At 66.1% G+C, this 26,893-nt stretch carries 25 protein-coding genes, 2 tRNA genes and 1 rRNA gene; 12 read left to right on the top strand and 16 right to left on the bottom strand.

Going from position 1 to position 26,893, the window contains the following annotated elements; all coding sequences use genetic code 11:
• Nucleotide 1 precedes the first annotated feature (1 nt).
• From gspD to gspG, 9 genes are all read right to left on the bottom strand, one after another.
• Nucleotides 2-2,416, bottom strand: coding sequence for a type II secretion system secretin GspD (gene gspD / locus ACX12D_RS18480; protein WP_459372211.1), 2,415 nt, complete (start codon nt 2,414-2,416; stop codon nt 2-4).
• Between the two features lie 53 nt (nt 2,417-2,469).
• Complete coding sequence (locus ACX12D_RS18475; RefSeq protein ID WP_459372210.1) at nt 2,470-3,309, bottom strand: type II secretion system protein N; 840 nt, start codon at nt 3,307-3,309, stop codon at nt 2,470-2,472.
• Nucleotides 3,309-3,926 (bottom strand): type II secretion system protein M, encoded by a 618-nt coding sequence (locus ACX12D_RS18470; protein WP_459374058.1) that lies wholly within the window; start codon nt 3,924-3,926, stop codon nt 3,309-3,311. Before ACX12D_RS18470 ends, ACX12D_RS18475 begins: the two co-directional genes overlap by 1 nt.
• A gap of 23 nt (nt 3,927-3,949) precedes the next feature.
• Complete coding sequence (gene gspL / locus ACX12D_RS18465; protein WP_459372209.1) at nt 3,950-5,353, bottom strand: type II secretion system protein GspL; 1,404 nt, start codon at nt 5,351-5,353, stop codon at nt 3,950-3,952.
• A gap of 391 nt (nt 5,354-5,744) precedes the next feature.
• Nucleotides 5,745-6,776 carry a type II secretion system minor pseudopilin GspK gene (gene gspK, locus ACX12D_RS18460; protein ID WP_459372208.1) on the bottom strand — a complete coding sequence of 344 codons (1,032 nt, stop codon included), beginning with the start codon at nt 6,774-6,776 and terminating at the stop codon, nt 5,745-5,747.
• Nucleotides 6,773-7,444, bottom strand: a complete 672-nt coding sequence (locus ACX12D_RS18455; protein WP_459372207.1) for a PulJ/GspJ family protein — start codon at nt 7,442-7,444, stop codon at nt 6,773-6,775. The genes gspK and ACX12D_RS18455 overlap by 4 nt, the downstream gene beginning before the upstream one ends.
• A gap of 67 nt (nt 7,445-7,511) precedes the next feature.
• Nucleotides 7,512-7,940 carry a type II secretion system minor pseudopilin GspI gene (gene gspI, locus ACX12D_RS18450; protein ID WP_459372206.1) on the bottom strand — a complete coding sequence of 143 codons (429 nt, stop codon included), beginning with the start codon at nt 7,938-7,940 and terminating at the stop codon, nt 7,512-7,514.
• Nucleotides 7,937-8,431, bottom strand: a complete 495-nt coding sequence (locus tag ACX12D_RS18445) for a GspH/FimT family pseudopilin (RefSeq protein WP_459372205.1) — start codon at nt 8,429-8,431, stop codon at nt 7,937-7,939. Before ACX12D_RS18445 ends, gspI begins: the two co-directional genes overlap by 4 nt.
• 36 nt (nt 8,432-8,467) lie before the next feature.
• On the bottom strand, nt 8,468-8,935 hold the full coding sequence (gene gspG, locus ACX12D_RS18440) for a type II secretion system major pseudopilin GspG (protein WP_441637549.1): 468 nt from the start codon (nt 8,933-8,935) through the stop codon (nt 8,468-8,470).
• Nucleotides 8,936-9,208: 273 nt separating this feature from the next.
• Between gspG and ACX12D_RS18435 the strand changes: the two genes are divergently transcribed.
• The 3 genes from ACX12D_RS18435 to ACX12D_RS18425 all read left to right on the top strand — a co-directional run bounded on the left by ACX12D_RS18435 (nt 9,209) and on the right by ACX12D_RS18425 (nt 11,443).
• Complete coding sequence (locus ACX12D_RS18435; RefSeq protein ID WP_459372204.1) at nt 9,209-9,820, top strand: hypothetical protein; 612 nt, start codon at nt 9,209-9,211, stop codon at nt 9,818-9,820.
• Between the two features lie 162 nt (nt 9,821-9,982).
• Entirely contained in the window at nt 9,983-10,540 is a 558-nt protein-coding gene (locus tag ACX12D_RS18430; protein ID WP_441637514.1) for an EF-hand domain-containing protein, read from the top strand.
• 411 nt (nt 10,541-10,951) lie between these two features.
• Nucleotides 10,952-11,443, top strand: coding sequence for an Lrp/AsnC family transcriptional regulator (locus tag ACX12D_RS18425; RefSeq protein ID WP_043352404.1), 492 nt, complete (start codon nt 10,952-10,954; stop codon nt 11,441-11,443).
• Nucleotides 11,444-11,524: 81 nt separating this feature from the next.
• Here ACX12D_RS18425 and ACX12D_RS18420 read toward each other — a convergent pair whose 3' ends face one another.
• A complete protein-coding gene (locus ACX12D_RS18420; protein ID WP_150991152.1) occupies nt 11,525-12,223 on the bottom strand; it encodes a GNAT family N-acetyltransferase in 699 nt (232 codons plus the stop codon).
• A gap of 417 nt (nt 12,224-12,640) precedes the next feature.
• Between ACX12D_RS18420 and kefF the strand changes: the two genes are divergently transcribed.
• Both kefF and kefC read left to right on the top strand, forming a co-directional pair.
• Entirely contained in the window at nt 12,641-13,222 is a 582-nt protein-coding gene (gene kefF, locus ACX12D_RS18415) for a glutathione-regulated potassium-efflux system oxidoreductase KefF (RefSeq protein ID WP_459372203.1), read from the top strand.
• Between the two features lie 10 nt (nt 13,223-13,232).
• The gene (kefC, locus tag ACX12D_RS18410; protein ID WP_459372202.1) at nt 13,233-15,047 is read left to right on the top strand and encodes a glutathione-regulated potassium-efflux system protein KefC; all 1,815 of its coding nucleotides are present in this window, start codon (nt 13,233-13,235) and stop codon (nt 15,045-15,047) included.
• Nucleotides 15,048-15,095: 48 nt separating this feature from the next.
• Here the strand turns inward: kefC and ACX12D_RS18405 are convergent, their stop codons facing one another.
• Together ACX12D_RS18405 and ACX12D_RS18400 are read right to left on the bottom strand one after the other, a co-directional pair.
• On the bottom strand, nt 15,096-15,734 hold the full coding sequence (locus ACX12D_RS18405) for a TetR family transcriptional regulator (RefSeq protein ID WP_459372201.1): 639 nt from the start codon (nt 15,732-15,734) through the stop codon (nt 15,096-15,098).
• A gap of 23 nt (nt 15,735-15,757) precedes the next feature.
• Entirely contained in the window at nt 15,758-16,552 is a 795-nt protein-coding gene (locus ACX12D_RS18400; RefSeq protein WP_459372200.1) for a DUF1835 domain-containing protein, read from the bottom strand.
• 427 nt (nt 16,553-16,979) lie between these two features.
• On the opposite strand from ACX12D_RS18400, the gene ACX12D_RS18395 reads away from it, so the two are divergent.
• Nucleotides 16,980-17,684 carry a L,D-transpeptidase gene (locus tag ACX12D_RS18395; protein WP_459372199.1) on the top strand — a complete coding sequence of 235 codons (705 nt, stop codon included), beginning with the start codon at nt 16,980-16,982 and terminating at the stop codon, nt 17,682-17,684.
• Between the two features lie 66 nt (nt 17,685-17,750).
• Nucleotides 17,751-18,221 carry a universal stress protein gene (locus ACX12D_RS18390; protein WP_459374057.1) on the top strand — a complete coding sequence of 157 codons (471 nt, stop codon included), beginning with the start codon at nt 17,751-17,753 and terminating at the stop codon, nt 18,219-18,221.
• Between the two features lie 4 nt (nt 18,222-18,225).
• On the opposite strand, the gene ACX12D_RS18385 is transcribed toward ACX12D_RS18390, so the two are convergent.
• From ACX12D_RS18385 to ACX12D_RS18375, 3 genes are all read right to left on the bottom strand, one after another.
• Nucleotides 18,226-18,504: a DUF1488 family protein gene (locus ACX12D_RS18385; RefSeq protein ID WP_459372198.1), complete on the bottom strand. Its 279-nt coding sequence runs from the start codon at nt 18,502-18,504 to the stop codon at nt 18,226-18,228.
• Between the two features lie 91 nt (nt 18,505-18,595).
• Nucleotides 18,596-20,695 (bottom strand): FUSC family protein, encoded by a 2,100-nt coding sequence (locus tag ACX12D_RS18380; RefSeq protein ID WP_459372197.1) that lies wholly within the window; start codon nt 20,693-20,695, stop codon nt 18,596-18,598.
• Nucleotides 20,696-21,247: 552 nt separating this feature from the next.
• Nucleotides 21,248-22,495, bottom strand: a complete 1,248-nt coding sequence (locus ACX12D_RS18375) for a nucleoside recognition domain-containing protein (RefSeq protein ID WP_459372196.1) — start codon at nt 22,493-22,495, stop codon at nt 21,248-21,250.
• Nucleotides 22,496-22,799: 304 nt separating this feature from the next.
• Here ACX12D_RS18375 and ACX12D_RS18370 point away from each other — a divergent pair, with 304 nt between their 5' ends.
• Both ACX12D_RS18370 and ACX12D_RS18365 read left to right on the top strand, forming a co-directional pair.
• Nucleotides 22,800-23,516: a GntR family transcriptional regulator gene (locus ACX12D_RS18370; protein WP_441637533.1), complete on the top strand. Its 717-nt coding sequence runs from the start codon at nt 22,800-22,802 to the stop codon at nt 23,514-23,516.
• Nucleotides 23,517-23,737: 221 nt separating this feature from the next.
• Nucleotides 23,738-23,908 carry a hypothetical protein gene (locus ACX12D_RS18365; protein WP_459372195.1) on the top strand — a complete coding sequence of 57 codons (171 nt, stop codon included), beginning with the start codon at nt 23,738-23,740 and terminating at the stop codon, nt 23,906-23,908.
• Between the two features lie 9 nt (nt 23,909-23,917).
• Here the strand turns inward: ACX12D_RS18365 and ACX12D_RS18360 are convergent, their stop codons facing one another.
• The gene (locus ACX12D_RS18360) at nt 23,918-24,313 is read right to left on the bottom strand and encodes a DUF488 domain-containing protein (protein ID WP_459372193.1); all 396 of its coding nucleotides are present in this window, start codon (nt 24,311-24,313) and stop codon (nt 23,918-23,920) included.
• 622 nt (nt 24,314-24,935) lie between these two features.
• Here ACX12D_RS18360 and ACX12D_RS18355 point away from each other — a divergent pair.
• The 3 genes from ACX12D_RS18355 (at nt 24,936) to ACX12D_RS18345 (ending at nt 26,729) form a co-directional block, all read left to right on the top strand.
• A 16S ribosomal RNA gene (locus tag ACX12D_RS18355) occupies nt 24,936-26,467 on the top strand.
• A gap of 61 nt (nt 26,468-26,528) precedes the next feature.
• Nucleotides 26,529-26,605: transfer RNA gene (locus ACX12D_RS18350), tRNA-Ile, on the top strand.
• 48 nt (nt 26,606-26,653) lie between these two features.
• Nucleotides 26,654-26,729: transfer RNA gene (locus ACX12D_RS18345), tRNA-Ala, on the top strand.
• The last annotated feature ends 164 nt before the right edge of the window (nt 26,730-26,893 follow it).

Below are 26,893 nucleotides of genomic sequence, written 5' to 3'. Positions count from 1 at the left end.
CTCAGTTCACCGGGCGGACGGCGCCCACCGTGGCGTTGCCAAGATTGACGCCCGGCGGCAGCGGCGTGCCGTTGGCCGCGGGCGCCTGGGCTTGCGGCTGTCTTTGCTGTTGCTGCTGCGATTGCGGCAGCGTCTGCTCCAGCGGCAGCGGACCCGGCACCGGCCCGCGCGAGCGCGGATCGACGAACGGTGCCATGGGCGCGTCCGCCGGCGGCAGGATCGGCGTATTGCCGTCGCGCACCATGATGTTCGGCGAGGCGAAGCCTTGCTGCAGGCCGCGCATATAGTCGTAGCGGTCCTGCGTCAGGCGGTCGGTGGCGCCGGCGGTGCGCATCACGTACGGGCGCAGGAACACCAGCAGGTTGGTCTTGCCGCGGTTCTTGTTTTCGTAGCGGAACAGCCCGCCGATCCATGGCAGGTCACCCAGTCCCGGCACCTTCTGCACGCCGTCGCCGTAGGTGTCCTCGATCAGGCCGCCCAGCACGATGATCTGGCCGTCGTCCACCAGCACGTTGGTTTCGATCGAGCGCACATTGGTGGTCGGGCCCTGGGTGAGGGCGGCAGTGCCCTGCACCACGGACGACGATTCCTGGTAGATCTGCATCTTCACCAGGCCGCCATCGGTGATCTGCGGCTTGACCCGCAACGTGATGCCGACGTCCTTGCGGTCGAAGGTCTGGAATGGCGTGACAGACGCCGAACTGCCGGTCTGCGCGTAGGAGCCGGTGGTGACCGGGATGTTCTGCCCGATCAGGATCTTGGCTTCCTCGTTCTCCAGCGTGATCAGGTTGGGCGTGGACAGCAGGTTGACGCTGCCGTCGGCGCCAAGCGCATGCAGCAGCGCGCCCAGGCCCATCGCCCGGTTGACGATGCCGAGGTTCAGACCGGCCAGGTCGGGCACCAGGCCCGAGACGCTCGGAATGGCGGCGGCGCCGTTCGCGTTGATCGCGGCGGCGGCACCCGTCAGGTTGATGATGTTCTGGCCGCCCGTGCCGAAGTTGGTGCCGGCAAAGGCGTTGGTGTTGCTGTTGCGCGAGTTGAGCAGGCCCTGCCACTGGATGCCCAGCTGGCCGGTCTGGGTGGAAGACACTTCCACGATCATCGACTCGATATAGACCTGCGCGCGGCGCATGTCGAGGTCTTCGATCACCGCGCGCAGGTTGCGGTAGACGGGCTCGCTGGCCGTGATGATCAGCGAGTTGGTGGCCGGGTCGGCCTGGATGATGCCCCCGGTGGTCGGCAGCGTGTTGGTGGCGAAGGAGTTCGCGAAGGCCGAACTGCCGCCGCCGGATCCCGAGCCGCTGCGCGTGCTGCCGGTGCTGCCGCCCGTGTACTGGCCGGTGTTGGGCGTCGAGGTGTTGAGCAGGCCGGTGCCGCCGGCGACGCCCACCGCGCCGGTTGCGCCCTGCGTGCCGGACTGGTTGGTGTTAAAGGAGCTGTCGGCCGCGACGATGGCGCGCAACGTCTGCGCCAGCTTGGTAGCTTCCGCGTTCTTCAGGGGCACCACCCAGATATTGCCGGGGCGCGCATAGGGCTGGTCGAGCTTCTCGATCAACTGGCGCGCCTGCTGCAGCCGTGCCCGGCTGGAGGCACGGATCATCAGCGAATTGCTGCGCGGCTCCGCCACCACCGAGGTGCGCAGGCTGGCGTCGGCGCCTGCCACGGCCCCGCCAGCAGCGCCGGCGGAACCCGGGTCCAGCAGCTTTTGCAGCACCAGCGCGGTGTCGCTGGCGATGGCATTCTTGAGCGGCACGAGCTCGACCTCGCCCGAGGCCGGCGCGTCGATGGCGGCGATGATGCGGCCCAGGCGCTGCAGGTTCTCGGCGTAGTCGGTAATGACCAGCGTATTGTTGGCCGGGTAGGCGGTGATGGTGTTGTTCGGCGCGATCATCGGGCGCAGCACCGGCACCAGGTTGTTGGCCGACTCATAGTTGAGGCGGAACACCTGGGTCACCACCTGGTCGCCGCGGGACCTGCCGCTGCCGACCACGATGGGCGAGCCCTGCAGCTTGGCGTCGGCTTCCGGCACCACCTTGGTGAAGCCGTTGCTCTCGACCATCGCATAGCCTTGCATGCGCAGCACCGAGCCCAGCGTTTCCAGCGCCTGCGAGCGCGACACCGGCTGCTCGGTCACCAGGTTTACCGAGCCCTTCACGCGCGGGTCGATGACGAAGTTCTTGCCGGTCGCCTGCCCCACCGCTTTCACCACCGATTCCAGGTCGGCATTGACGAAGTTGAGCACGACCTGGTCGCGGTTGCGCGGGGTCAGGTCGGGCGGCTGGCCTGGCTGGGCCGCCGGCTGGCTCGGTTGCTGGGCCCACAGCGGCGCGGGTGCCAGCAGGGAGAGGCCGCAAAGCAGCGCGGTGGCGCGGGCGCAGCGGGTCTTGAGCGAAGGTCGAAGGGCTTGGGTTTTCATATTCGGTTCCGGGCTGCGGGCATCGGCGCGAAGGTTTCGCGCCGATGCCGGGATCAGAAGCGCAGCCGTGTCACATTGTCCTCACGTCGTCCCAGCAGGCTCAACAGGCCTACCAATTGCGTAGCGGCGTCGGGGTCGGCGTCGGCCGTGCCCTCGAAGCGCGCCTGGCGGCCTAGGGTGCCGCTGCCCTGCAGGTGCAGTGGCCCGGCGAGGGTAGTCAGTTGCAGCTTGCCGTCGGCGCCCGACCAGTCGATCTCGGCGCGGTAGCTGCCAAGCGGGCGCACCCGGCTGACGGCCGATGATACTTGGTCAAGGCGCACGGTCAGGTGGCCGGTCATGCCGCCCACGCTGCCCGGTTCGCCCGGCTCGCCGGTATGGGCAAAGAACCGGCCTTGCAGGCCGGACCAGTCAATGCGCATCAGCCCGTCGGGGCGCAGGGTATTGAACGGAGCGCCGACACCCTCGAGCAGCGCTGCCGGCATGCGGACCGCGCCGGCCTGGGCGGTCCAGCCGAACGGGGTCACCGTCACGGCGACCGGGCCGCTCATGGCCTCGGTGTGGCTGACCACCATGCGCAGCGTGCCGGTCAGCAACGGCCAGAAGGCCACCGACCATTGCAGCCGCCCGGGCAGTACCGTGGCGGTTTCGCTGCCAGCGCCGGCCGACAGGGCCAGGGTGGCGCTGCCGTTCCACAGCGAGCCATCGGCATCGGCCAGCAGCACGCGGCGCTGGCTCTGGCTGGCGATGCCATCGGCGATCCATGCCGCGGGAAATGCCGCCAGCACGGTCAGCGCCACGGTGACGCAGCCAAGCGCCAGCCAGCCCGCGCGTTGCCAGCCACGGGGGCTGGCAACGCGGCGGCGGGCGAGCCTCAGGGCTTCCAGGCGCGCCATCAGCCGCGCCCGCCCGGATTTGCCGCGGGGCCTTGCAGGGTGGCGGTGACGTTCACCATGGCGGTGGCGCCCACGTAGACGATGCGGGTATCGATCACCTTGAGGCGCTGTTGCTGGCGCACGTCCTGCAGCCAGCTTGCCACGGAGCCGAACGGCACCTTGTCGAGCTGCACCTGCACGCTGTTGTCGCCGGTGCCATTGAGGCGGGTGGCCTTCAGGCCGTGCTGGGCAAGGCTCTCCTGCAAGGCCTGGTTGAGCGCCTCGCCGCGCAGCGACGGGGCCGGGCTGGCCGCCAGGCCGCGCGCTTCCTGCGCCAGCGTTTCCATCTCCGCCGAGTCGCTGCGCAGTTGCGGCAGGCTGCGCAGCAGCTTGTCGCGGCCATCGGCGGCGGGTTCCCAGAGGACGGTGTAGCCGATCACCAGCGCCAGCACGGCGCTGCCGCCGGCCAGGATGGCTTGCTCACGCGGGTTGCGCGCCGACCAGAAGGCGTCGAATCGTTCCTGCCAGCGCTGCGGCACGCGCGGGCGCAGGCGTGCCAGCCGGTCCGCGGCGCGCGCGCGGCCAGCCGGGCTGCGCTGGGTGGCGCGGGGGCCGGGCTTGGATGCGGTGTCTTTCATCGGTTTCACTTGGCGCTCCGCGCTCACAGGCTGGGCTTGATCGACCAGCGCGTGCCGGCCGGTGCGTTGGCGCGCGCGGCGTCGGGCGGGCTATTGTCGGCTTCCATGGCCAGCCCGGACTGGCGCGCCGCGCTGCGCAGCGCGTTGGTGTCGGTGCCAGGCTTGAGCGTGGCGAACAAGGTATGCCCGCGGTATTCGAGCGCCAGCAGCGCGTCCGGCGCAAGCTGGCGCGCGGCCTGGCCGAAGCGGTCGGCCAGCGGCAGGAAATCGTCTGGCGTGCTGCGCCCGCTCGCCAGGCGCAGCTGCTCGACCTGGCGGCGCATCTGCAGCGGCGGATCGATGACCACGGGGATCTGCGGAAAGGCGCTGCGCAACGTCTGTTCCTGGCCGGCCGCGAGGCGCTGCGCCTCCTGGCGCAGCAGCAGCCAATGCACGTTCATGCCGATCAACTGGACCAGCACCAGGCCGGCAGCCAGCGCCAGCGGCAGGCGCCAGGCCTTGAGGTTCCAGCGGTCGGCACGGCCCTGGGCGAATTCGAACTGGGCCAGGTCGAGCGCGGGCTCGCGCAGGCTGGCCTGCGCCCCTTCGATCCATACCCGCCAGTCCAGCGGGTGCGCGCCCGGCGGCGCCACCTGCGCCAAGGCGTCCTTTGATGCGTACCAGTCACCGGCGGGGGCGAGTCCCTGCCAGGCGGCGAGCGCCTCGGAGCCTAGCAGCAGGCCGTAGCCGGCGTACTCACTGCTGCGCACGGTCAGTTGCCAATAGCGCGAAAGCTCGGCTGGCGCAGGTACGCCTTCCGTTTCAAACAAGGGCGATGCGCTGGTCAGCGACGCGGCTTCGAGCGCCAGCGTGGCCAGGGCCGCGCTGGCCGCTAAGGGGGGGGCGGCGGAATCCGCGCCGGGCTCGGCGGGCTGCGCCACGGGCTGCTGGGGCAGGCACAACTGCGCCGGCAACACGTGGCGGCGGCGGTGGCGATGCTCGGCAAAGGCGTCCAGCACGGCGCGCAGCCAGGCGCGGTCCGTCACCATCAGCAAGCGCCGGCGCGAGCCGCTAGCCGCCTTGCCCTGCAGCGCGTCGAGGGCCGGGCCCACGGCGATATGGCAAGGCTGGGCATCGGTGGCCAGCACTTCCTCGACCAGGTTCGGCAGCGCCAGCTTGAGCCGCGCCGGCGCGAGCGGCGGCACCGTGGCTCCGGTAAGCAGCACATCGCTGGCGGCCATGATCAGGACCAGGCGCTCGGCGGGCGGCAGTTCGGCGATGGTGGCGTGGCCTTCGCGCAACAGCTGCCCTGCCGCCTGGGGGCCTTGCCGGTGGCTACGGTCGGCCACGGCCGTGCGGACCAGGGCAAACGGCACGGCACCGAAGTGCCAGGGTTGCGGCTGGTCGTGCGGCCGATGCGGCAGGCGGACGTACAGGGTGGTGCTCAAGATTTCCTTGCTACAGCGCCGATCGTGGCGTCAATGAACGATAGCGGGGGCATGCGGCCCATGCAGCGGACGGCGCTGCTTGCATGGCTGATGCCGGCTGCGATACTGCCGGCGGCACAGGACAGGCGGGCGACCGGAGCCATGGACTACCGCTTCCGCCGGGCCGGAGCATACCTTGCCTGTGTGACGAATTGGCGTCAATACGTATCTGTCTGATGCTGCTGGCCGAAGGTCCGGGAAGGGCGCCGGCAGGCGTTTCGCGGGGCGCCTGGGAGGCCCGGGCCTGCCCCTTGTGGCCACCTGCGGTAACCCTCTTCGCCCCGGGCGATCCGACAGCATGATCCCAAAATCCGCCAGCCACGACGGCCACACGGACGAGGGGTTGCACGCATCAGCGCTGCTCCGGCATCCGGTCGATATCGCGCACCCAGACCACCCGGGTGGTGTTGGCATTGCCCAGCGCTTCGCCGCGGTAGACCAGCGAGACCTGCATGCGGCTGGCGCGCTCGTGGCGGATCAGCCCGTAGATCAGGAAATAGTGGGTGCGTACGTCGAGCGTGCTGGTGGCCGCATTGGGGTCGGCCTGCGGCGCCAGCGTGCGCAATTGCGTCTGCAGGTCGCCAATGTTGTTGAAATAGGCGCGGTCGCGCTGGCGCACCACTTCGCGGGCGCGGTCCAGCGGCAGCTTGTCGATCACGGCGGCCAGCACTTCGGCCTCGGCGGTATTGGCATTGACGAGCGTGCGCTCGGGCAGCACGTCGACGAAGGGCGCCAGCACTGCCACGATCTCCGGCGTGTAGCCCGGAATGGCGAGCAGGTCGTTGACGTCGTCGGGCGGGCGCAGCCCGCGCTGCCTGTCGCTGCTGCCGGCGTTGCTGGCGCCCGCGGCGCTGACCAGGTAGCGGGCAGTCGGCTCGGCGAGCGAGGCGTTCAGGCCCAGCGTCTGCAGCAGGCGGCGATAGATCGCCAGGCTGGGGGCGTCGATGGTGGCGATCTGGCCTTGGGACTCGCTGGCTGTCCACAGCACGAGGTTGGAGAGGTTGAAGCGGGCCTGGGCGTCGAGGATCCGGCCCGACAGGAAGGAGGTTTCGCCTTCCTGGTCGGTGCGCAGGCCGGCGCCGAGGAAGTCCGACAGACGGGTCTCGGCGATCGGCACTGCCCAGGGCTCGCCGAGCTGGTCCACGCTGGTGCGGCGCTGGTCGTCGCGCAGGATCAGGCGGGCCCAGTCGACGGCCGCGCGCTCGATCCAGCTGGCCTGGGCCAGCAGGCGCTGGTTCTCGATGGAGCGGATCTGCACCTGCTGGCGCCAGAGCATGCCGGATACCACCACAACCGCCAGCGTGACCACCAGCAGGGCCGTGACCACGGCGGCGCCGCGCTGGCGGCGGCCGGCCGGCACAAGGGGAGCGGGGCGTTTGCTCATAGGCCGGTCATGCAGATTTTCTGGAAGCGCCGCGGCGTGTCGCCGTCGCCCATGCGCGCCGTGAGGTTGAGCTCGATCGCGCGCACCGCCGTGGTGGCGACGCCCAGGCTGGCGCTCACGCCGGAGGCGGCTACCGCGCTGGCGCTAGCGTTGCCGCTGAGCAGCGCGGCGGCGACGCGGCCGTTCTCGGCCTGCCAGCCGCCGGGTTCGACCCAGACGCGCGCCGACAGGCTGTCGGCATCGCCAACCAGCGGCCGTGCCAGGTTGCCGCCGCCGCCCGCCTGGCGCAGCGTGATCATCGCCGCCTGCACGGCGCTGCGGTTGTCCGCCGGCGGGCTGGCCGCGCGCACCACCGTGTTGCCGTTAAGGCGATAGACGACGACTTGCCACTGGCTGGGGCGACCCTCCTCGCGGCGGTCGCGCACCATCAACAGCTGGCCGTTGCCGAGCTCTACCGGGCTGCCCTGGAGCAGGGTCGGGCTGGTCAGGTGCTCGCAGTCGGACTGGAACTGGCCGTACAGCAGCTTGAGCGAATTGAGGCGGTTGTCGTGGTCGGTCAGGCGCTCGCGGCCGCGCGTCATCGCGTCCAGGCCGCGCCACGCGATCACGGCGATCACCGCCAGCAAGGTGATCGCCACCAGCATTTCCAGCAGCGTGAAGCCGCGCATGGCCACGGCCTGGCGTGGCCGCCCAAGGCACTGAAGGCCCTGGAGGCCCTTAGGGCGCTTAACGCGTTTAAAGCAGGTTGCGCGTTTCATTGGGAACGATGGTGACCAGCCAGGCCAGGCGCACGGATTTGTCGGCGCCGGACGGGTAGACCGCGATCTCGACGCGGCGGAAAGAGGGGTTGGGCGTGCCCGAGATGGTTTCTTCGCAGTACAGCTCCACGCCGCCTTGCGGGCAGGCGTAGCCGCGCGTGCCAGGCTCGGGCCAGGTCTTGGACAGGCGCAGGGTGGCGAGGTGGTTCTCGGCGCTCCACTCGGCCAGCATGCGGGACTGCAAGGCCGAGCCCGCCTCGATCATCGATCCCATCGCGCGCATGGCGGCGGTCAGCGCCACGGCCAGGATGGTCAGGGCGACCAGCACTTCGATCAGGGTGAAGCCGCGCACCGGCATGCACCGGGCGCTGCGCGCACAGGGCGGCGATTTTGGGTGGCGCGTCATGGCGTGCTGGCAAAGTAGCGGCCGGCACCGTCGCTGGCCACGTCGATACGGATGCCGCCGCGCACCAGCACGACATGCTGGGGACCTTCGATCAGCTCGCGCCCGAACACCAGGCGCGCGCCGCCGTTGCCGCGCCCGCCTTCGGTGACGGCCACGCTGTCGAGCTGCAGGCGCCATTTGGTCGGCGCGAACACGTCCCCGGCGAGCGGGGCCCAGCCGGCCGGCGTGGCTTGCAGGAAACGCCAGCCGACCGTATCGGCCTCCCAGGCGATCGGCCGGGCGCGCAGCTGGGCTTCTTCCTGGGCGAGCTCGAACAGCCGCGCAATGCGCTGTCCGTCGTCGAGCACGCGGCCGCGCTCATTGGGCGCGGCATTGACGGCTACCAGCGAGATCACGATGCCGGCAATCACCATCACCACCAGCAGTTCCAGCAAGGTGAAGCCGCGGCCGCGATGGCCGTGAGCTTGCCCTGCCTGTGGCCAGGTGCTCATGGCTGCGCGCCTGGCCCGGATCATGGCAGTGGTTCCTTATTCCCAGTTGCCGATATCGGCGTCGTTGCCACTGCCGCCCGCCTGGCCGTCGGCGCCGAAGCTGAACACGTCGATCTCGCCGCGCACGCCCGGGTTCAGGTACTGGTACGGATGGCCCCAGGGGTCCTTGGGCAGCTTTTCCAGGTAGCCGCCACCTTTCCAGTTGTTGGGCACGGGCTCGGTGGTGGGCTTGGCCACCAGTGCCGCGAGGCCTTGCTCCGTGGTGGGATAGCGGCTGTTGTCCAGGCGGTACAGCTTGAGCGCCTGCATGATCGAGGAGATGTCCTGGCGCGCAGCGACGATACGGGCTTCGTCCGGGCGGCTCATGATCTTCGGGACCACCAGCGCGGCCAGCACGCCGAGGATCACGATCACGACCATGATTTCGATCAGGGTAAAGCCGCGGACACGGCGGCGGCCGAGGCGGGGGGAAGAGTCGGGAAGGGTGGCAACGTTCCTGCGCATCATGGTTAGCCTTATGGAATATCTGGCGGAGCGCCTGCTTACATCCGCGTTGCATCCGCGTGGTGGCGATCCAGTGGTCAAACAGTATAACCGCCACTTCATGACGACTTTGCGAGCGAGTGCTTGCATGTTCACCCGCGGCGAAACGGCGCGGGATGCGCGCAACGCATCGTTTTGCCTTGGCGTGCCGATGCGTCGCGGGCCTGACGGAGGCAGACAGCTGTCATGCGGCTCTGGTAGGCTTGGCGTTTTGATGTCTACCAGCCCACTTCCGTGCAACTCTCCTTGCGGCCCGCCCTTCGCTTCAACCCCTCCAGCCTCTGGCTGCCGCGACTGGCCGCGCTCGTGCTGTTCGTCGCGCTATGCGCCCTGGCCACCCGCTGGGCGCTGACCTTCAGCGCGATGCAGACCATTGCCGTGCCGAACGCGGCCCGCGTGGCGCAGACCGAGGCGGTGGAGACCGGCGCGGCCGGCACGCTGTTTGGCGGCAACGCGCAGTCCGGCGTGCGCGATGTGCAGTTGATCGGTGTGGTTGCCGACATTGGCAGCGGTGCCGGGGCGGCCATTGTCTCGCTGGATGGCGGCCCGCCCAAGGCGGTGCGCGCGGGCACCGCGCTGTCGCCGCAGCTCCGGCTGACGGAAATCCGCGATCGCGGGGTCGTGATCGAGCGCAATGGCGTGCGCCAGGAAATTGCGCTGCCGGTCCCGGCCATCGTCACGCGCGGTCCCGCGGCGGCCGCGCAGCCGGCTTTGCCGGCAGGCGCGGCGGCGCCGCTATCCACGCCGATGCCGGTGCCCGCCACGCCCATCCCCGCACCCCCGCCGCAGTCCTTGCCGCAGCAGCAGTCCCAGGGCGGCAGCGAACCTATCTCTGCCAAAGACTGACTTGTAACAGCGCTGCGCCAACTTGTTTACTTTACTTTCAGTGGTTTACGCCGGCGGTGCTTAACTGTGAGCCGCGTAACAACGTATTAGGTGGACCAACTTTCCAGCCTGGCGTGCGCTCTAATCCCTACCAGTCCACCGAGACGAAAAAGGAGCAAAGACATGCAAGGCAATCTCAAGGCACGTTCGATCCGGAATTTCATGGCCGCTTCGGCCGTGTTCCTGGCGATGGGCGGCGCAGCTTTCGCCCAGACCACTGCCCCCGCCGCGCCGGCCCCGGAACGCCACCATATGGAGCATGGCGGCGGCATGTGGTTCAAATCGGTCGATACCGACGGCGATGGCACGATCTCCAAGGCGGAGGCCGACGCGCTGTTCAACAAGATCGACACCAATCACGACGGCAAGCTCGACAAGAGCGAGCTGGCTGCTTATCGCAAGACGATGATGGAGCAGCGCCGTGCCGAGATGCGGGCCGAGCTCGATGCCCGCTTCAAGGCGGCCGACAAGAATGGCGACGGTGCGCTGACCAAGGCAGAGGTGCAAGCCGGGATGCCTCACCTGGCCAGGTACTTCGACCAGTTCGACACCAACCACGATGGCAAGCTGACGCTGGACGAGATCCACGCTGGCATGCAGAAGATGCACGAGCAGCGGATGCAGCGGATGCCCCGCGGTAGCCAGTCCAACCCGGCAGCGCCGTCGAGCAGCGGTGGCTGATCGCGGTGACTGATTGAGGCAGGATCCACGGCGCGCCGCGCCGTGGGCAGATGAAAAAAGCGCGACCGTTGCCGGCCGCGCTTTTTTTTTGCGCCGTGGCTGGCGGCACCGGCCAGCGTTGGCACCATCCTTGCCTTCGGAACCCTCGACCTGCCGGGTCAGCGGATAGTCCACGCCCCTGAAGGCCGGCACGTCCGGGGCGATCGGGTCGCATTTGCCATGGCAGTCTCCGACGCCCCGTTCCTGTGCATGGCTGTACGTCGCGGCGGCATCTTGCACCCGGAAGGCGATCGCGCAGGGCGAAAGGACGCCGCAGGAGACAGGTCACCATAAAAAATTGCGTACTTGTGCACGGTTTGCTAAATTTGCGCAAAAAAATTGCCGACAAACATATTGCGGAGCAACAATATCGTGAGCAAGGTGGAGCTGGACAAGATCGACAGGAAGATCCTGGAGGTGCTGCAGACCAACGGGAGGCTGACCAACCTGGAAGTGGCCGAGCGCGTGAACCTGTCGCCCAGCCCGTGCCTGCGGCGCATCCGCCGGCTGGAGGAGGTTGGCGTGATTCGCCAGTACGCGGCGCTGCTGGAACCCGGCCGGATCGGGCTGGGGCTGCTGGCCTATATCAACGTACGGCTCGAGAAGCACGGGGGCGCGCCCAAAGGCAAGGCGCCGCTGGACTTGTTCCGAGCTGCCATCGAGATCTGGCCGGAAGTGGCCGCCTGTCACGCCATGACCGGGGAGATGGACCTGCTGCTCAAGGTCTACGTGGAAGACATGGAGCATTTCGCACGCTTCATGAAGGACCACTTGCTGGCCCATCCGGCGGTCATCGACGTACGATCGAGCTTTGCCCTCGAATGCATCAAGGACACCACGGCCTTGCCGGTGCCAGGAGGCTGAGGGCCTCGCGGCCATCGCCGGCGCCAAAGAAAATGGCGCGCCGGGCGGGCGCGCCATCGGTACGATGCCGGCAGGCTTCGCTCAGGCGGTGTGCTTTTGCGGCACCATCGAGCGCCAGAAGCGCAGGCCGAAACGGCGCGCATCGCGCAGGTTGCGGCGCAGCATGTAGTCGAGGTCGGCAACCTGCTCGTCGAGCGCCTCGGTCAGGCGGCTGACGGTATCGGCAGGCGGCAGCTCAAGGTAGGCATCGGCCTCGCCGTACGCATACTGCACCTTCATGCCGGCCTTCTTGGCAATGTGCATCATGGCGGCATTGCGCGACAGGCAGTGCATGTACAGGGTGCGCACATTGCTGTTGCGGCCGTGCATGGCCGCACGCTCGAATAGCGAGCTGCCAATGCCGCGGCCACGTGCGCTCTGCGACACGGAGACGCCGAACTCGGCAACGCGGCCCTGCGTGTTGTCGCGCAGGTTGGCAAAGTGGCCCACGCCGATCAGTTCCAGGTGCTCGTCGTACACGCCGAACACGGTGTCGTGGTCGAAATCGATGCTGTCGACGTAGGCTTCGATCACATGATCGCCAACCGACTGGCCGAAACGGAGCAGGCGATCCTCCTCGCCCAGGGCGAGGAAATGCTTCAGCAGGCGCGAGCGATGATGCGCAGCCAGCTCGCGCACCAAGGTGGTGGGGCGATGCGAGGCTTGCGCTGCTGCGGCTGCACGGCGGAGATCTTCGTCGGATACGGCCCCGACGGCCTTGCTCAGTTCGAGCGGATTCACTTTGTTTTCCTTGCGACGTAATCAGGTATAAAAATAGCACTCAGCGGGTGTTCAGCCATGCACTTTCGACAAATGGGTCGGGCTACAAGGGCAAACACTATCTTGCTGCAATGCAAAAAGTATTGTAGTGGATTTGTCAGTTCCACGTAAGGTGAGCATCGCATCAACCTTGTTCGATTTTGTAAATTCCAACTAAATCTATATAAATCAATGAGTTGTGTGATGCTTGAAGGGCGCTTTCTGCCCGATGATGTGGGTTTGCTGCAACGCCGCATATCAGCTTTCGCCAGGCCGGGGCACGGGATTGGCCCTGCCTCGCGGTGATGCAGTCCCAGTTATTCACAGATATAAGTGCTTTATGCACATCTTTTTGTGCCTCACGGCTACCATTGCGCAGCCGATTTCTCAGGATTTTTCGTGGACCCCAAGGCCGAGCCCCCGATTCTCGTTATCTACGCCCACCCCAGGCCGCAACTGTCGCGCGTCAATCGTCCGCTGGCGGCGGCACTGGAAAGCCTGCCCGGCGTGACCGTGCACGATCTCTACACCAGCTATACCGACTACGACATCGACGTGGTCGCTGAGCAGCGCGCCCTCGCGCGGGCCGGCACGCTGGTGCTGCAGTTCCCGGTGCAGTGGTACAGCATGCCGGCGCTGCTCAAGCTGTGGGTGGACGAAGTGCTGGAGAGTGGTTGGGCTTACGGCCCCGGCGGTACGGCGCTGCGTGGCAAGTCCATGCTCGTGGTGGCCAGCACCGGTGGCCACGCCGACTCCTACGGGCCCGACGGCACGCACGGCCACAGCATCGAGGAATACATGCTGCCGCTGGAGCAGACCGCCGTGCTGTGCGGCATGAGTTGGCTCTCGCCGCTGGTGCTGCACGATGCCAACCAGGCTGATGCCCAGGCGCTGGCCGACCATATCGGCCGGGTCACCGGTGTGCTGGGCGGCATTGCGGACGGCGCCCGTGGCGTTGCCTTCAACGCCGCCGCAAGCTGAGGAGCGCGCCATGGAACAACATGATTTCCTGGTGGCCCTGGTGGTTTTCCTGGTGGCCGCGGTAGTGGCGGTGCCGGTGGCGCGCCGCTTTGGCCTGGGCGCGGTGCTCGGCTACCTGCTGGCCGGCGTGGCGATCGGCCCGTGGGCCCTGCGGCTGGTGACCAACGTCGAATCCATCCTGCATTTTTCCGAGTTTGGCGTGGTGCTGATGATGTTCGTGATCGGCCTGGAACTCGAGCCCAAGAAGCTGTGGGCGCTGCGCCGCGTGATCTTCGGCTATGGCGGCGCCCAGATGGCGGCCTGCGCGATCCTGCTCGGCGGCGTCGCTGCGCTGGTCGGGGCCTCGTGGCAGGTCGCACTGGTGGCGGGCCTGGGGTTGGCGCTGTCGTCCACCGCAATCGCGCTGGCCACGCTGACCGAACGCAATCTCTTTGGCACGCCGGCGGGCGCCGCCAGCTTCGGCATCCTGCTGTTCCAGGACATCGCCGCGATCCCGATGATCGCGCTGTTGCCGCTGCTGGCTGCCGGTGGCGCCGACGCCGGCGCGTCCGGCGCGGCGGGCTGGCTTGGGGCGGCAAAGGCGGTCGGGGTGATCGGCGCCGTGGTGGTGGGCGGGCGCTATCTGGTCCGCCCCGCGCTGCGCTTTATCGCGCGCACCGACATGCGCGAGATGTTTACCGCCTTCGCGCTGCTGCTCGTGGTGGGCATCGCGCTGATGATGGACGCGGTGGGATTGTCGATGGCGCTGGGCACCTTCTTGGCCGGTGTGCTGCTGGCGGACTCGGAGTACCGTCATGCGCTGGAAGCCGACCTTGAGCCCTTCAAGGGCCTGTTGCTGGGCTTGTTCTTCATGGCGGTAGGCATGTCGATCGACTTCGGCGTGCTGATGCAGGCGCCAGTGCAGGTGGCGGCCTTGGTGGTTGGCTTCGTGCTGCTCAAGACGGTGGTGCTTGCCCTGCTGGCGCCGCGCTTTGGCATCGCGCGCGGCCAGTGGTTATTGTTTGCGCTGCTGATTTCACAGGGCGGCGAGTTCGCCTTCGTGGTGTTTGGCGTGGCGGGCGGCGCCGGCTTGCTGCCGGCGCGCATCGAGGCGCTGCTGGTGCTGGTGGTGGCGCTGTCGATGGTGGCCACGCCGCTGCTCCTGTTGGCCTTCGACCGGCTGGTGGCGCCCCGGCTGGCCCGCCTGGCGCGGCGCCCGGACGACGTGATCGCGCCGCAGGACAACCCCGTGCTGATCGCCGGCTTTGGCCGCTTTGGCCAGATCATCGGCCGCCTGCTCTATGCGCAAGGGATCGGCGTGACCGTGCTGGACCACGATCCCGACCAGATCGAGTTTCTGCGCCAGTACGATTTCAAGGTGTTCTACGGGGACGCCACGCGCATGGACCTGCTTGAATCCGCGGGCGCGGAGCGGGCCCGCATCCTGGTGGTGGCGATCGATGGCATGGAGGACAGCCTTGCGCTGATCGACAGCGTGCGAGCGCGTTTCCCGCACCTGCAGATCTACGCGCGGGCGCGCCATGTGTCGCACGTCTACCAGCTCAAGGACCGCGGCGTGCATCTGTTCGAGCGCGAAGTGTTCGAGGGCTCGCTGTTGCTGGGCCGTCGCGTGCTGGAGGGGCTGGGCTACGATCCCGTGCAGGCCCGCTCGGTCGCGCTGCGCTTTCGCCGGCATAACATCGCGGCGATCGAGCGCTTCTACCCGCATTACACGGACCAGAAGAAGCTGGTCTCGCTGGCGCGCCAGGCGCGTGACGAACTGGAGGAAATGTTCCGTCAGGACCGCGATCAGCGCCGCCAGCGGGAAGAGGAAGACTGGTCCTGAGTGCCGCGCCGGCGCTGCAATGGCGCCGGCATTGCCTATGAATATGTGTTACTCGACACCGCGCAGCCGCGCCGCGGGCTCTGCGCGGGCGCCAGGCAATCCGCCCGCCAGCAGGTCGATCACCATCTCGGCGAACTCCGCGTACGACAGCTTGCCGCCCGGCTTGAGCCAGGTGAAGGTCCAGTTGATCATGCCGAACACCGTCATCGTCAGCGCGGCCTGGTTGTCGCGGTTGACGCGCTCGGGATAGGCCCGGCGCAGCTGGCGGGAGAAGGCGGCCACCACGTCGCGCTCGCGCTTGAGGATCTGGTCGCGCTGCTCCTCGGCGAGGAACTTGACGTCGTTGATCAGGGCGACATGCCGGGTCTGCGAGGTCTCGTACTCGGCCAGGAAGGCCCGGATCAGGTTGGAGAAGCTATCCAGCTCGCTGTGTCCCTGGCGTTCCGCCTCCGCCTCGACCTCGGTCACGATCAGCATCAGCCGGCGCGTGTAGCGGTCGAGCAGATCGAACAGGATCGCCTCCTTGCTCTCGTAATAGTGGTACAGCCGGGCCTTGGAGGTGCCGCAGGCGGCAGCCAGGTCGGCCATCGAGGTGCTGGGGTAGCTGCTGGCGGCAAAGGCGGCGGCAGCCAGGTCCAGGATCTGCTCGCGCTGCGCCTCGAAATCGGGTGCCTTGGTACGGGCCATGGAGACCTTCGCCTTTTTTCTTTTTACTCGCCGCCGGCGGACAGGTTGCGGCGCAGCTCGCAGGTCTGCAGGGATTCGGCATTGCCGCGCAGCACCAGCTGGCCGGCGCCGATCAGCTCGCGGCAGCGCCAGAACACAAACCAGTCGCTGGCCAGCAGGCCTTCGATGGCGCCCATCACGCCGCCCACCAATTGCGCGGCCGGTGCCCATTCCAGCGGGGCGCGCTCCAGGATCACTTCGTCGACCGTGTGGTAGGCCGCTGGCACCAGCGTATTGCCCTTCCACAGGCGCACGTCGGCGTTTTCCTTGACGTTCTGCTGCCACTCATAGCCCAGGCGGCCCAGGCGCAGGACCGAGACCGGGGCGATGGTGGAGAAGCGCCGCGCCAGCCGGGCCGCGGGATACATGCCGATAGCGGCCAGGTTGCCGCGCGCGGGCACTTCCAGCTCGCGCAGGTCCATGGCCACTTCATTGATGCGCTGGGGCGACTGGTAGAGGTGAAACACCACCCGGCGCAGCATCAGCTGGTCGGAAGCGCTCTGGCCATGCCAGATGGCAACTTCCAGCTCATCCTTGCGCAGGCCATGCAGCTGGTCCAGCGCCTGATGCATTTCGGCGGCGAAGTCGATGTCGCTGTGCGGCGCCACGCGCTGCCAGAAACCGGAGCGGATCAGCCCGCTGCTATCGACGTCGGCCAGCGGCCCGACGGCGAGGTCGTCGCGAAGCACGACGACCGGGTCGGGCCTGGCGGCCTGGGCGAGGGCTTGCCGTAGCGTGTTGCCCGCTACGTCGCCGTTGACGACATGGATGTATTGCATGGGCGTGATTGTATATGGATGCGACCTGCGTAAGGCACGAAACGCGGCGGCTGAGCCGCAACGCCCGGTGCGCTGGCGATCCTTCGTCCCCGGGAAGCGGCGTCTGGCATACACAACGGAAATAGTCGTTGCCTTCGCGGTCTATATAAGTAGACCGTCCACCGTTTCGGGACGGCGGCGGCGCCGTCGGAGCGATTCCATGCGTGGAGCTTGATCCTGCGCAAGGCGCCGCGCCGGCTAAACGTCAACCATGGCGTTTAGCCGCAACGCCTGTCTTAAGGAGGCAATCATGCCGTGCGCTCGCCTTGGGCGGGCCCGCGTCAAAGGGTTTCGGCGCTGGCTCGCTCGCTTCAGACGTCTGGCGCCATTGGCGCTAGCCGCGCTGGTGGCGTTCCAGCCACCACTCGCCGCCGCCAATGAGCTCAGCATGGTCCGGCAAGCATTTGCGCAACAGGTGTCCCGCCATCTCAGCCTCCCGGCGGCCGTCGCCGTGCGGTATGCCGGCTTGCTGGCGTCCGCGCTGCAGGCAGACGGGCGGGAGGCCGATGCGGGTGACTGGGCTGTGCTGGTCGATCGCAACCCGCGCGTCCAGGCCGCCATGCTGTTCGCGCGGCCCGCCGACGATGCGCCCTGGCAGTGGGTGGGCGCCGCGCCCGTCTCGACAGGCAAGCCAGGCACTTTCGATCATTTCATCACCCCGACCGGTGTATTCAGCCACAGCATGGACAACATGGATTTCCGCGCCGAGGGTACCTACAACGAAAAAGGCATCCGCGGCTACGGCGTCAGCGGGATGCGCATCTATGACTTCGGCTGGGTCGATGCCCAACGTGGCTGGGGCAAGGGCGGGGAGAGCCAGATGCGCTTGCAGATGCATGCCACCGATCCGGACCGGCTTGAATCTCGGCTGGGCCACCCGGCGTCCAAGGGATGCGTGCGGATCCCCGCCACCCTGAATCGCCTCCTTGACCACTATGGGCTGCTGGATGCCGACTACCTGGCCGCCGCGCAGCGCGGTGACTCGCTTTGGGTCCTGGCGCCGGGCCGGGCGCCGGTAGCCCGGCCCGGGCGCTACCTCGTGATCGTGGACTCGGGCGCGCACGCAACGCCCGCGTCGCACGGGGGTGAGTAGTATCGAATCCGGCGGAATGCGATGCCGCTTCCGCCACTATCCGTTGTTTTTCTGGAGAAAATGGCAATGACGAATGCGGCTTATAAGAAGATTGTGGTGGCAGTGGACGGCAGTGCAACTTCCGACCTGGCACTTGCCGAGGCAATCCGGATCGCGGGCACCGGGGGCGCGCAAGTCCTCGCCTTGTATGTCGTGGACAACGGCCAGCTTATGTTCGATGTTGCGTATTACGACCCAACGCCTGTGCTGCAAGCGCTGGCTGACAGCGGCGAACGCGCGCTGGCGGCTGCCGCGCAACGCCTCGGCGCGCAGGGCGTGCGCCACGAAACGCGGCTGGTCACCCAGCAGGCCGTGGGGGGGGACATTGCCAGTGCGGTAAACGATGCCGCCGCCGAGTGGGGTGCAGACCTTATCGTGATCGGCACCCACGGCCGGCGTGGCGTGCGCAGGCTGGTCCTGGGCAGCGTGGCCGAGTCCGTGATCCGGCAGGCCAGCGTGCCGGTGCTCCTGGTGCGCGGCCAGGCGGCGGAAGGCTGAGCCTTCAGCCCGCGAATCGGACGTGCCCGCTGCGTAACAGGATTTCCCGGGCCTGGGTGAGTTCGAACAGGCCTTCGGCAATGCGTTCGATGCGCTGCCGATGGCTGGTGAACGCCCGCACCAGGTCCTCCTCGCGCGGGGAGCGGGCGCCGAAATGGGTCTCGAGCGCCTCGGCCGTGATCGAATACAAGGTGGGTTGCCCGTTGACAGTGGCGGGGCAGGAGAGGGTCAGGCTAGCCGCACAGTAGGTGGGAACGCTGCGGGGAAAGGATATTTCGGGCATGGCGTGCTCACACCGGTCACTGAGGGATGGAACCATTCTAGGAGATCGTTCCGATCCGCGATGAACGTGGAGTGCTGGGCTTTGACCGTCATCAACCCGGATATGGCAAACGCGGGCCGTTGGGTTTGGGCTGGCTGCCAGCCAGCCGGTGCACGGCGGCCACGGCTGCGTGGGCGGCGTTGAGCTGGGCCGAGGCGAAGCCGGCCTGTTCAACCAGAAACCGGTCCAGCGGCGCCGCGGAATCAGGCAGGAACCCGCTTGCAAGCGAAGTCACGCCTGCGCCGGGGTTGGCTGCCAGGTCCGACAGCTGCGCGGCGAGGCCTTGCAGGACTGCCTGCGTGGCCGGTTCCGGCTGGCTTTTGCCCGCTTGGCCCTCTAGCCCGGCGCGCACCAAGCCAGCCAGCGCTGCCATGCGCCGCAAGGCCAGGTGCAGCTGGGCGTACTCGCGGGCCAGCTCTGGAGCGAGCTCTGCCGCGCCCTGCTGCAAGGTTTGATCCGCCCGGCTGGAAGTACGTCCGGCCGCCATGCGCAAGGTTTCCAGCCGTGTCTGCGTCGGTGCGGGCGAGCGCGTGGGCGAGGCAGTGAACGCGCTGGCGCCGGCAAATGCTGCCCGCAGGTACGCTGCGTTTGCCACCAGGGCGTCGAGGCTATGGCGATACACCCGCGACAGCTCGGCCCGCGGCGCCAGCACGTAGTAGCTGGCCAGGGCGATCAGGCAGCCCAGCGCCGTGTCGATGCCCCGCAGCGCGGCAAAGTGGCTGCTGTCCGCCGCTGGGGCCCCGACCCACGAGAACAGGATTACCGCGGGTGTCAGGCACATCGCGAAGGCACCGGGACTGCCGGCGAGCCGGCACGTGTAGGCGGCCGCCAGGCAGGCCGCGCTGATTGCCAGGGCCAGCGGCGCCGGCGGGTGAGCCAGGCCGATGGCACAGGCGAGCAGCGCGCCGGCCAGGGATCCCGCGAAGCGCAGGAACGAGATCCTGCGCGTGGTTTGCAACTGGGGGCTAAGCACCATGATGACGGTGACCGCCACCCAGTATCCGTGATCGACTCTCCAGAACTGCGCTGGCATCAGGCTCAGGCTGCCAGCCAGTGCCAGCCGCACCGCATGGCGGGCCACGCGGGCATCGCGGGCGGTGTGCTCCGCAACCACGGCGCGCCAGCGTTGCCATGTCCGGCGCATGGTGCGCCGTGGCCAACGGTACTCGCGGCGCCAGTCGCTGAAGGCCGGATACCGGGCCAGTGCGCTCAACGCAGCCTGGTACAACGGCGGCGCCCCGGCATTGGCCAGCGGTGCATGCAGGCGGCGCAGTTCGCCGGCCAGCGCCGCGCATAACGACGGCAGGTCAGGCGCGTGATGGGCCAGACTTTCGCAGGCCTGCTCCCGGACATCGGTGACGCAGCGCAGCAAGTGGCGCAGCGGCAGGTGCTCCGCACTGCCCGTGTCACCGGCTTTGGGGCCTGCGTCATCGGCCCGGCTGCGCAATTCGGCGGCAACGATCAACAGGGCGAACATGGCATCGGCCAAGCTCACCACATAGGCATAGTGCATCAGCCCAAGCGGGTCCCTCAGGCTGCGCCGCATGTTGATCGCCTGATGCGCAGCCTCGATACGTTCGCGGATGTCGCGCTTGATGGCCGTCGCATCGCCCACGGGCGCATCGGCCGCCAGATCGGAAGCAAAACGCAGCAACGCATCGAACACCGCCAGTATCTCGGCGCGCGGCCGCGTGTCGCGAGCGGATCGGATGAGGGCTAGGCTGACGACGCAGGCGAAGATGCCGCCGAGCAGGAATTCCTGGCTGCGGGCCAGCACACGCACAGCCAGCTCGGCCTCGCCCGCCGGTTGCAGGCAGGAGGCGATCAGCACCACGTAGAGCAGCTTGGCCGACAGCGCGGGCACGGGGCCGCGGGTCTCGGCCAGCCCGGCGGCCAGCCCAGCGAAAAGCACCACGGCCAGCGCTGTCCACGGCGTCACCGCTGCAGCGGTGCCCAGGGCACATGCGGCCGCACCGCCAATGCCGACGGAGCCCAGTGCGGCCAGCCGTTCGGCGGCGGTGCCGCGGCGATCGGCCAGGCAGGTCCAGATAGAAGCCGTTGCCGCCCACAGATAGCCAGCTTCCCCGGTAAGCCATCCCGTGCCGGCCAGGACCAGGAACGAGAAGGCGTAGACCAGGCCTCTTTGCAACATCGAAGCATCGGGGCGGGGCAGGCGCAGCGCGGAAATCATGTCGGCAAGAAGGGTGGGCGCTGCGAGGCGGAGATTCGCCCTGCCAGGCGCAAGAGATAGGTTGACTCTACGGGATCGAATGTTGCGTCGCAACATTCTGCGCGAAATTCGAGGTTTCACCCCGGAGCGGTGCGGCCTGGCCTTCTCTTGGTGCAGCGGCTGAGCTTCTTTGGTGCGCTGGGCAGGATCGGCTGCGGCCGGTGCCGTGAGCCGCCACAGCAAGGGCAAACCATGGCGATTGGCAAAACGCGGGCAAAAAAAACCCGCGCAGTTTCGTGCGCGGGCTGGAATCCACCGAGGTGGTGGAGGAGACAGACTCCACTATATATGATTTGCTGCGTCGCACCAAGCGGCATATAGGCCAAGCGTGTCTGGCTTCACAAACATGTTGTATATGAGCAACAAAGTGGCGACCTAATACATCGGAAGCTCGTTTTTTCTCATCTTTTGCCCTTTTTTCGTCGAGTGTTTGTCAGCAATTCGTCTGGTTTATCGCGGCACGGCGTGCCCGTTTCAGCGGAAGAACAGGTAGGCGATGCCGACCGCGGCGCACAATCCCACAAGATCGGCGAACAAGGCACAGGCAAGCGCGTGCCGTGTGTTGCGGACGTTGACGCTGCCGAAGTACACGGCGAGCACATAGAAGGTGGTTTCGGTCGAGCCCTGGATGATCGCGGCGAGCTTGCCTTGGAACGAGTCGACGCCATAGGTGCTCATGACGTCGATCATCAGCCCGCGTGCGCCCGCGCCAGACAGGATTTTCATCAACCCGACCGGCAACGCGGGGACGAAGGCGGTGTCCAGGCCCAGCCAGGCAAAAGCGGTGCTCAGGCCCTGCATCAAGACATCCATGCAGCCGGTCACCCGAAACAGCCCGATCGCCACCAGGATTGCCACCAGATAGGGAATGATCTGTACAGCCACGCCAAAGCCTTCCTTGGCGCCGTCGACGAAGGCCTCGTAGACATTGATGCCGCGCACGGCACCGCAAATCAGGAAGACCACGATCAATGTGAGGATGAAGCCGCTGCCAGCCAGGGCGGTGGCGGTGCTCACCTGTTCCGGGGGCGCGTGCCGCAGCCAGAGGAAGAGTCCGCCGACAGCCGCCGCCAGCAGCCCGAAGGCGGCCAGCACGGCAGGCTTGAGCAGGTTGAGCCGCTGCGCCCAGGCCACCGCCAGCAAGCCGGCAACGCAGGACGCGCAGGTGGCGAGCAGGGTTGGAAGGAAGATATCCGCGGCATTGAACCCGACCAGGCCTTGCTTGACCGCGATCGCCTGCCGCATGGCGATCACCGAAGTCGGGATCAACGTCAAGCCAGCCGTGTTCAGCACGATGAACATGATCTGCGCGTTGCTGGCCGTGTCAGCGTGCGGATTGAGCGACTGCAGCTCCCGCATGGCATTGAGGCCGAGCGGCGTCGCCGCGTTGTCGAGCCCCAGCATATTGGCCGATACATTCATCATCATCGCGCCCTGGGCCGGGTGGCCCTGGGGAACGCCAGGGAAGAAGTGGCGCAAAAGCGGATTGACCGCGCGCGCGAAGACGTCGACGACGCCGGCGCGTTCGCCAATGCGCATGATGCCCAGCCACAAGCTCATGACGCCCGCCAGGCCAAGCGAAATCTCGAACGCGGTGCGTGCGTTGTCGAACAGGCTTGCGAGCATCGCCGGAAACACTGCGGTATCGCCTGTCGCCACACGAATGCAGGCGACGACGAAGGCGAGCAGGAAGAAGGAGAGCCAGACCAGGTTAAGAGCCATCGGCGAATCGCAGGCGGGGTTTGGGAGAGGCTACGCATCATAGCCTGCCGGACCCGTGCCCCCGGCACATGGGTGGCGCGTGCTGCCAGGGCCGGCGCGCCCCGGCGTGAGCCTTGGCACTGGCAATGTGTTGCGCAAAAACCGTAGTGCGCCGGTATACAATGCGGACAATACCGCCGCGGTCGCATTGCCCCTCAGCCTTCCGGGCCAGCGCCGCGGTCCCTGATCCCTATGACACCTGTCCGCGATGGCTCGCCCGCGCGCCACACCCGAGGACAGTGTCTCGCTGACCAAGCCAGAACCTATGTCCGACGCCCATGGTACCGAACACGCACTTCCTGGTTCGGATTCCGCCGGCGCCAGCCTTGGCGCCCAGCACTCCCCATTGTTTGCCCTGGTGACCGATACGTTGCGTGAGCGCATCCTCGGCGGGCAATACAACCAAGGCGAGCGCCTGGTCGAAAACAAGCTTTCCACTGAACTCGGCGTGTCGCGCATCCCCGTGCGGGAAGCGCTGCGCGCGCTTGCCGCCGAAGGCCTGGTGCGCATCGAGCCCCGGCGGGGCGCCTCGGTGGCGACGCTGTCGCCGAACATCGCCAAGGAAATGGTCGAAGTGCGGGCAACCCTGGAGGGGCTAAACGCCAAGCTGGCTGCCCAGCGCCGTGATCCTGCCCTGATCGCCGAGCTCAGCGAAGTGCTGCGCCAGGGCACCGAGGCCGCCGCGAGCGGACGCTCGGAGCGCTTCATCGAATTGAACACCCGCTTCCATGAGGTGCTGGGCAATATCGCGGCCAATAGCGTGCTGCAGGATATGGTGCGTACGCTCCGGGAGCGCACGGGCCTGCTGTTCGCGCCGGCCAACGTGACGCGTGCCCGGCAGAACTGGGAAGAGCACGCGCAGATCCTGCAGGCCGTCATCGCCGGCGATGCGGATCTGGCGGCGCTGTTGGCGACGCGGCACGTCTACAGCGCTGCCAAGGCAGCCGAAGATGTGGCCGAGGCCGGCGCTGCGGGTTCTTGAGCGCTGGTAGATAGTATTCGATATACGAAAGCGATTCCGCACCGGGTCAAGTCAGCACCTGTCGCCGCCGTAGCGCTGCTTTTCGTTGATTCCATTGGCATTTTGGCCGCTCTCGCAGCTACCCAATGCCCGGGAATGGGGCGTTTGCGAGCCTCGGAATGACGCGGTGCACCAAAATTCGGTATACTGTCAATCCTGATGAACCACAATAGGGATTGACCATGGACTACCCGACGCCCGCCTATTTCCGGCAGTCGGTTGGCGAGCAACTGCTGGCCCACTATGCCGAGCGCGACGCTGTGCGCCATTGCACCCCGCTCCTGCCTATCCGCTGGCCTAGCCTGCGCTCCTTGGTCCGCCGCCAGTGCGTGCGCGGCCAAAAGGCGGTTTGAGCGCACGGCCTAGGATAAGGCGGCGCCGCGCGCCGCCAGCAGGGCGCGCAATATAGAGCGGTGGCATCTTTCCTCGTGCTCGCAGTAACAGCCAATCGAGAAATTCGTTTGCTGTGACATCGCGGCCAGCAGATCCAGTGTCCTGCTGGCTTCCGGGCGTGCCATTTCCGCACGAAAGTGCCGCTCGAATGCCCGCCATGCCTTTTCGTCCCCTCCGGCCTGTATGTCCAAGGCCTGTGCAACCAGTTCGGCGGAGGGCGAGAGGTTCGGAAACCACACATCGTAGTAGTCCCGCTTAGCAAACTCGGTTTTCGGCACGCCCCGGGGCGGCCGGCGTACGGTGCCGATGCGGATTCCCTCGTCAGGCTCTCGGGGCGAACCCAGCTTCACGATGCGGATGGTCATGCAAGTTCCTCCTTCTAAATAGAGTGACCCGCGGGCGCGGCGGCGGACTTCATCGTGTGCCACCCAGGCTAGGCCGGCGGCCATAGTTTGCCGTAATCAGATGGCTGCCGGCTAGCGCCGCGGCTTGGTGGTGCCGGTCAGCCTCCACAAGCCTTTTGCGGCGCTTTTCTGTTGATGCCAGAATCATTTCAGAAAACGCTTGCCAAGGCCGAGGGCGGCGCCTATGATTCGCCCCCTCGCAACACGAAACACCGCTGCAAAGCAGACGGGACAAGGGTTGCGGGGTCAGCAGGGGTGGTTGGCGGCGCGGATGGCGCAGCGAGCTGAAGAAAAAAACCTGTTGACGAAACGATGATCACGCTTCATAATCTCGTTTCTCTGCTGCAGCAAACGCAGCGACGCGGTAAGCAAAGCGAACCGCGGCCAGTTCTTTAACAAACAAACAACCGATAAGTGTGGGCGCTTGATAGCGGATGCGGAAGACTTCGGTCTTTTAGCTTACAAGTTATAAAGTGCTCGCACAGTAAAACATGTTGGTTATGTCTTCGGACGTAACCAGTCAGTTTTCTGAGAGTGAGCGACCGCTCGAAGGAGCGAGGTTCTTCGGAACCACACAGGTATTAAACTGAAGAGTTTGATCCTGGCTCAGATTGAACGCTGGCGGCATGCCTTACACATGCAAGTCGAACGGCAGCACGGGAGCAATCCTGGTGGCGAGTGGCGAACGGGTGAGTAATACATCGGAACGTGCCCTGTCGTGGGGGATAACTAGTCGAAAGATTAGCTAATACCGCATACGACCTGAGGGTGAAAGCGGGGGACCGCAAGGCCTCGCGCGATAGGAGCGGCCGATGTCTGATTAGCTAGTTGGTGGGGTAAAGGCCCACCAAGGCGACGATCAGTAGCTGGTCTGAGAGGACGATCAGCCACACTGGGACTGAGACACGGCCCAGACTCCTACGGGAGGCAGCAGTGGGGAATTTTGGACAATGGGGGCAACCCTGATCCAGCAATGCCGCGTGTGTGAAGAAGGCCTTCGGGTTGTAAAGCACTTTTGTCCGGAAAGAAATCCCTTGCCCTAATACGGCGGGGGGATGACGGTACCGGAAGAATAAGCACCGGCTAACTACGTGCCAGCAGCCGCGGTAATACGTAGGGTGCGAGCGTTAATCGGAATTACTGGGCGTAAAGCGTGCGCAGGCGGTTTTGTAAGACAGGCGTGAAATCCCCGAGCTCAACTTGGGAATGGCGCTTGTGACTGCAAGGCTAGAGTATGTCAGAGGGGGGTAGAATTCCACGTGTAGCAGTGAAATGCGTAGAGATGTGGAGGAATACCGATGGCGAAGGCAGCCCCCTGGGACGTCACTGACGCTCATGCACGAAAGCGTGGGGAGCAAACAGGATTAGATACCCTGGTAGTCCACGCCCTAAACGATGTCAACTAGTTGTTGGGGATTCATTTCTTCAGTAACGTAGCTAACGCGTGAAGTTGACCGCCTGGGGAGTACGGTCGCAAGATTAAAACTCAAAGGAATTGACGGGGACCCGCACAAGCGGTGGATGATGTGGATTAATTCGATGCAACGCGAAAAACCTTACCTACCCTTGACATGCCACTAACGAAGCAGAGATGCATTAGGTGCTCGAAAGAGAAAGTGGACACAGGTGCTGCATGGCTGTCGTCAGCTCGTGTCGTGAGATGTTGGGTTAAGTCCCGCAACGAGCGCAACCCTTGTCTTTAGTTGCTACGCAAGAGCACTCTAGAGAGACTGCCGGTGACAAACCGGAGGAAGGTGGGGATGACGTCAAGTCCTCATGGCCCTTATGGGTAGGGCTTCACACGTCATACAATGGTGCGTACAGAGGGTTGCCAACCCGCGAGGGGGAGCTAATCCCAGAAAACGCATCGTAGTCCGGATCGTAGTCTGCAACTCGACTACGTGAAGCTGGAATCGCTAGTAATCGCGGATCAGCATGCCGCGGTGAATACGTTCCCGGGTCTTGTACACACCGCCCGTCACACCATGGGAGTGGGTTTTGCCAGAAGTAGTTAGCCTAACCGCAAGGAGGGCGATTACCACGGCAGGGTTCATGACTGGGGTGAAGTCGTAACAAGGTAGCCGTATCGGAAGGTGCGGCTGGATCACCTCCTTTCAAGAGCGTGCATCTTAAGTCGAGCGTTCACACTTATCGGTTTGTTTGCTGTTACAGCCAAGGGTCTGTAGCTCAGGTGGTTAGAGCACCGTCTTGATAAGGCGGGGGTCGTAGGTTCAAGTCCTACCAGACCCACCAAGTTATAGACGGTGGTTCGATGTTGAGCTTCCGGCGTCAGTAGTATTTGGGGGATTAGCTCAGCTGGGAGAGCACCTGCTTTGCAAGCAGGGGGTCGTCGGTTCGATCCCGTCATCCTCCACCAATTACCTGGTACCTTGGATTGGTCGTCAAAGGCAAGCGCTTAGGATTGAGCGTTTGCCTTTGGCCTTGGCCAAGACGTTGCGAGACCAAGTCTCGCACGGCTGTTCTTTAACAATATGGGATGTAGTAAAGGTGTCGTGAGCGTTGATGAGACGCTGCAGTAAA

The organism is Cupriavidus sp. PET2-C1 (assembly GCF_054515855.1).
This window is presented reverse-complemented; position numbering and strand designations above follow the sequence as displayed.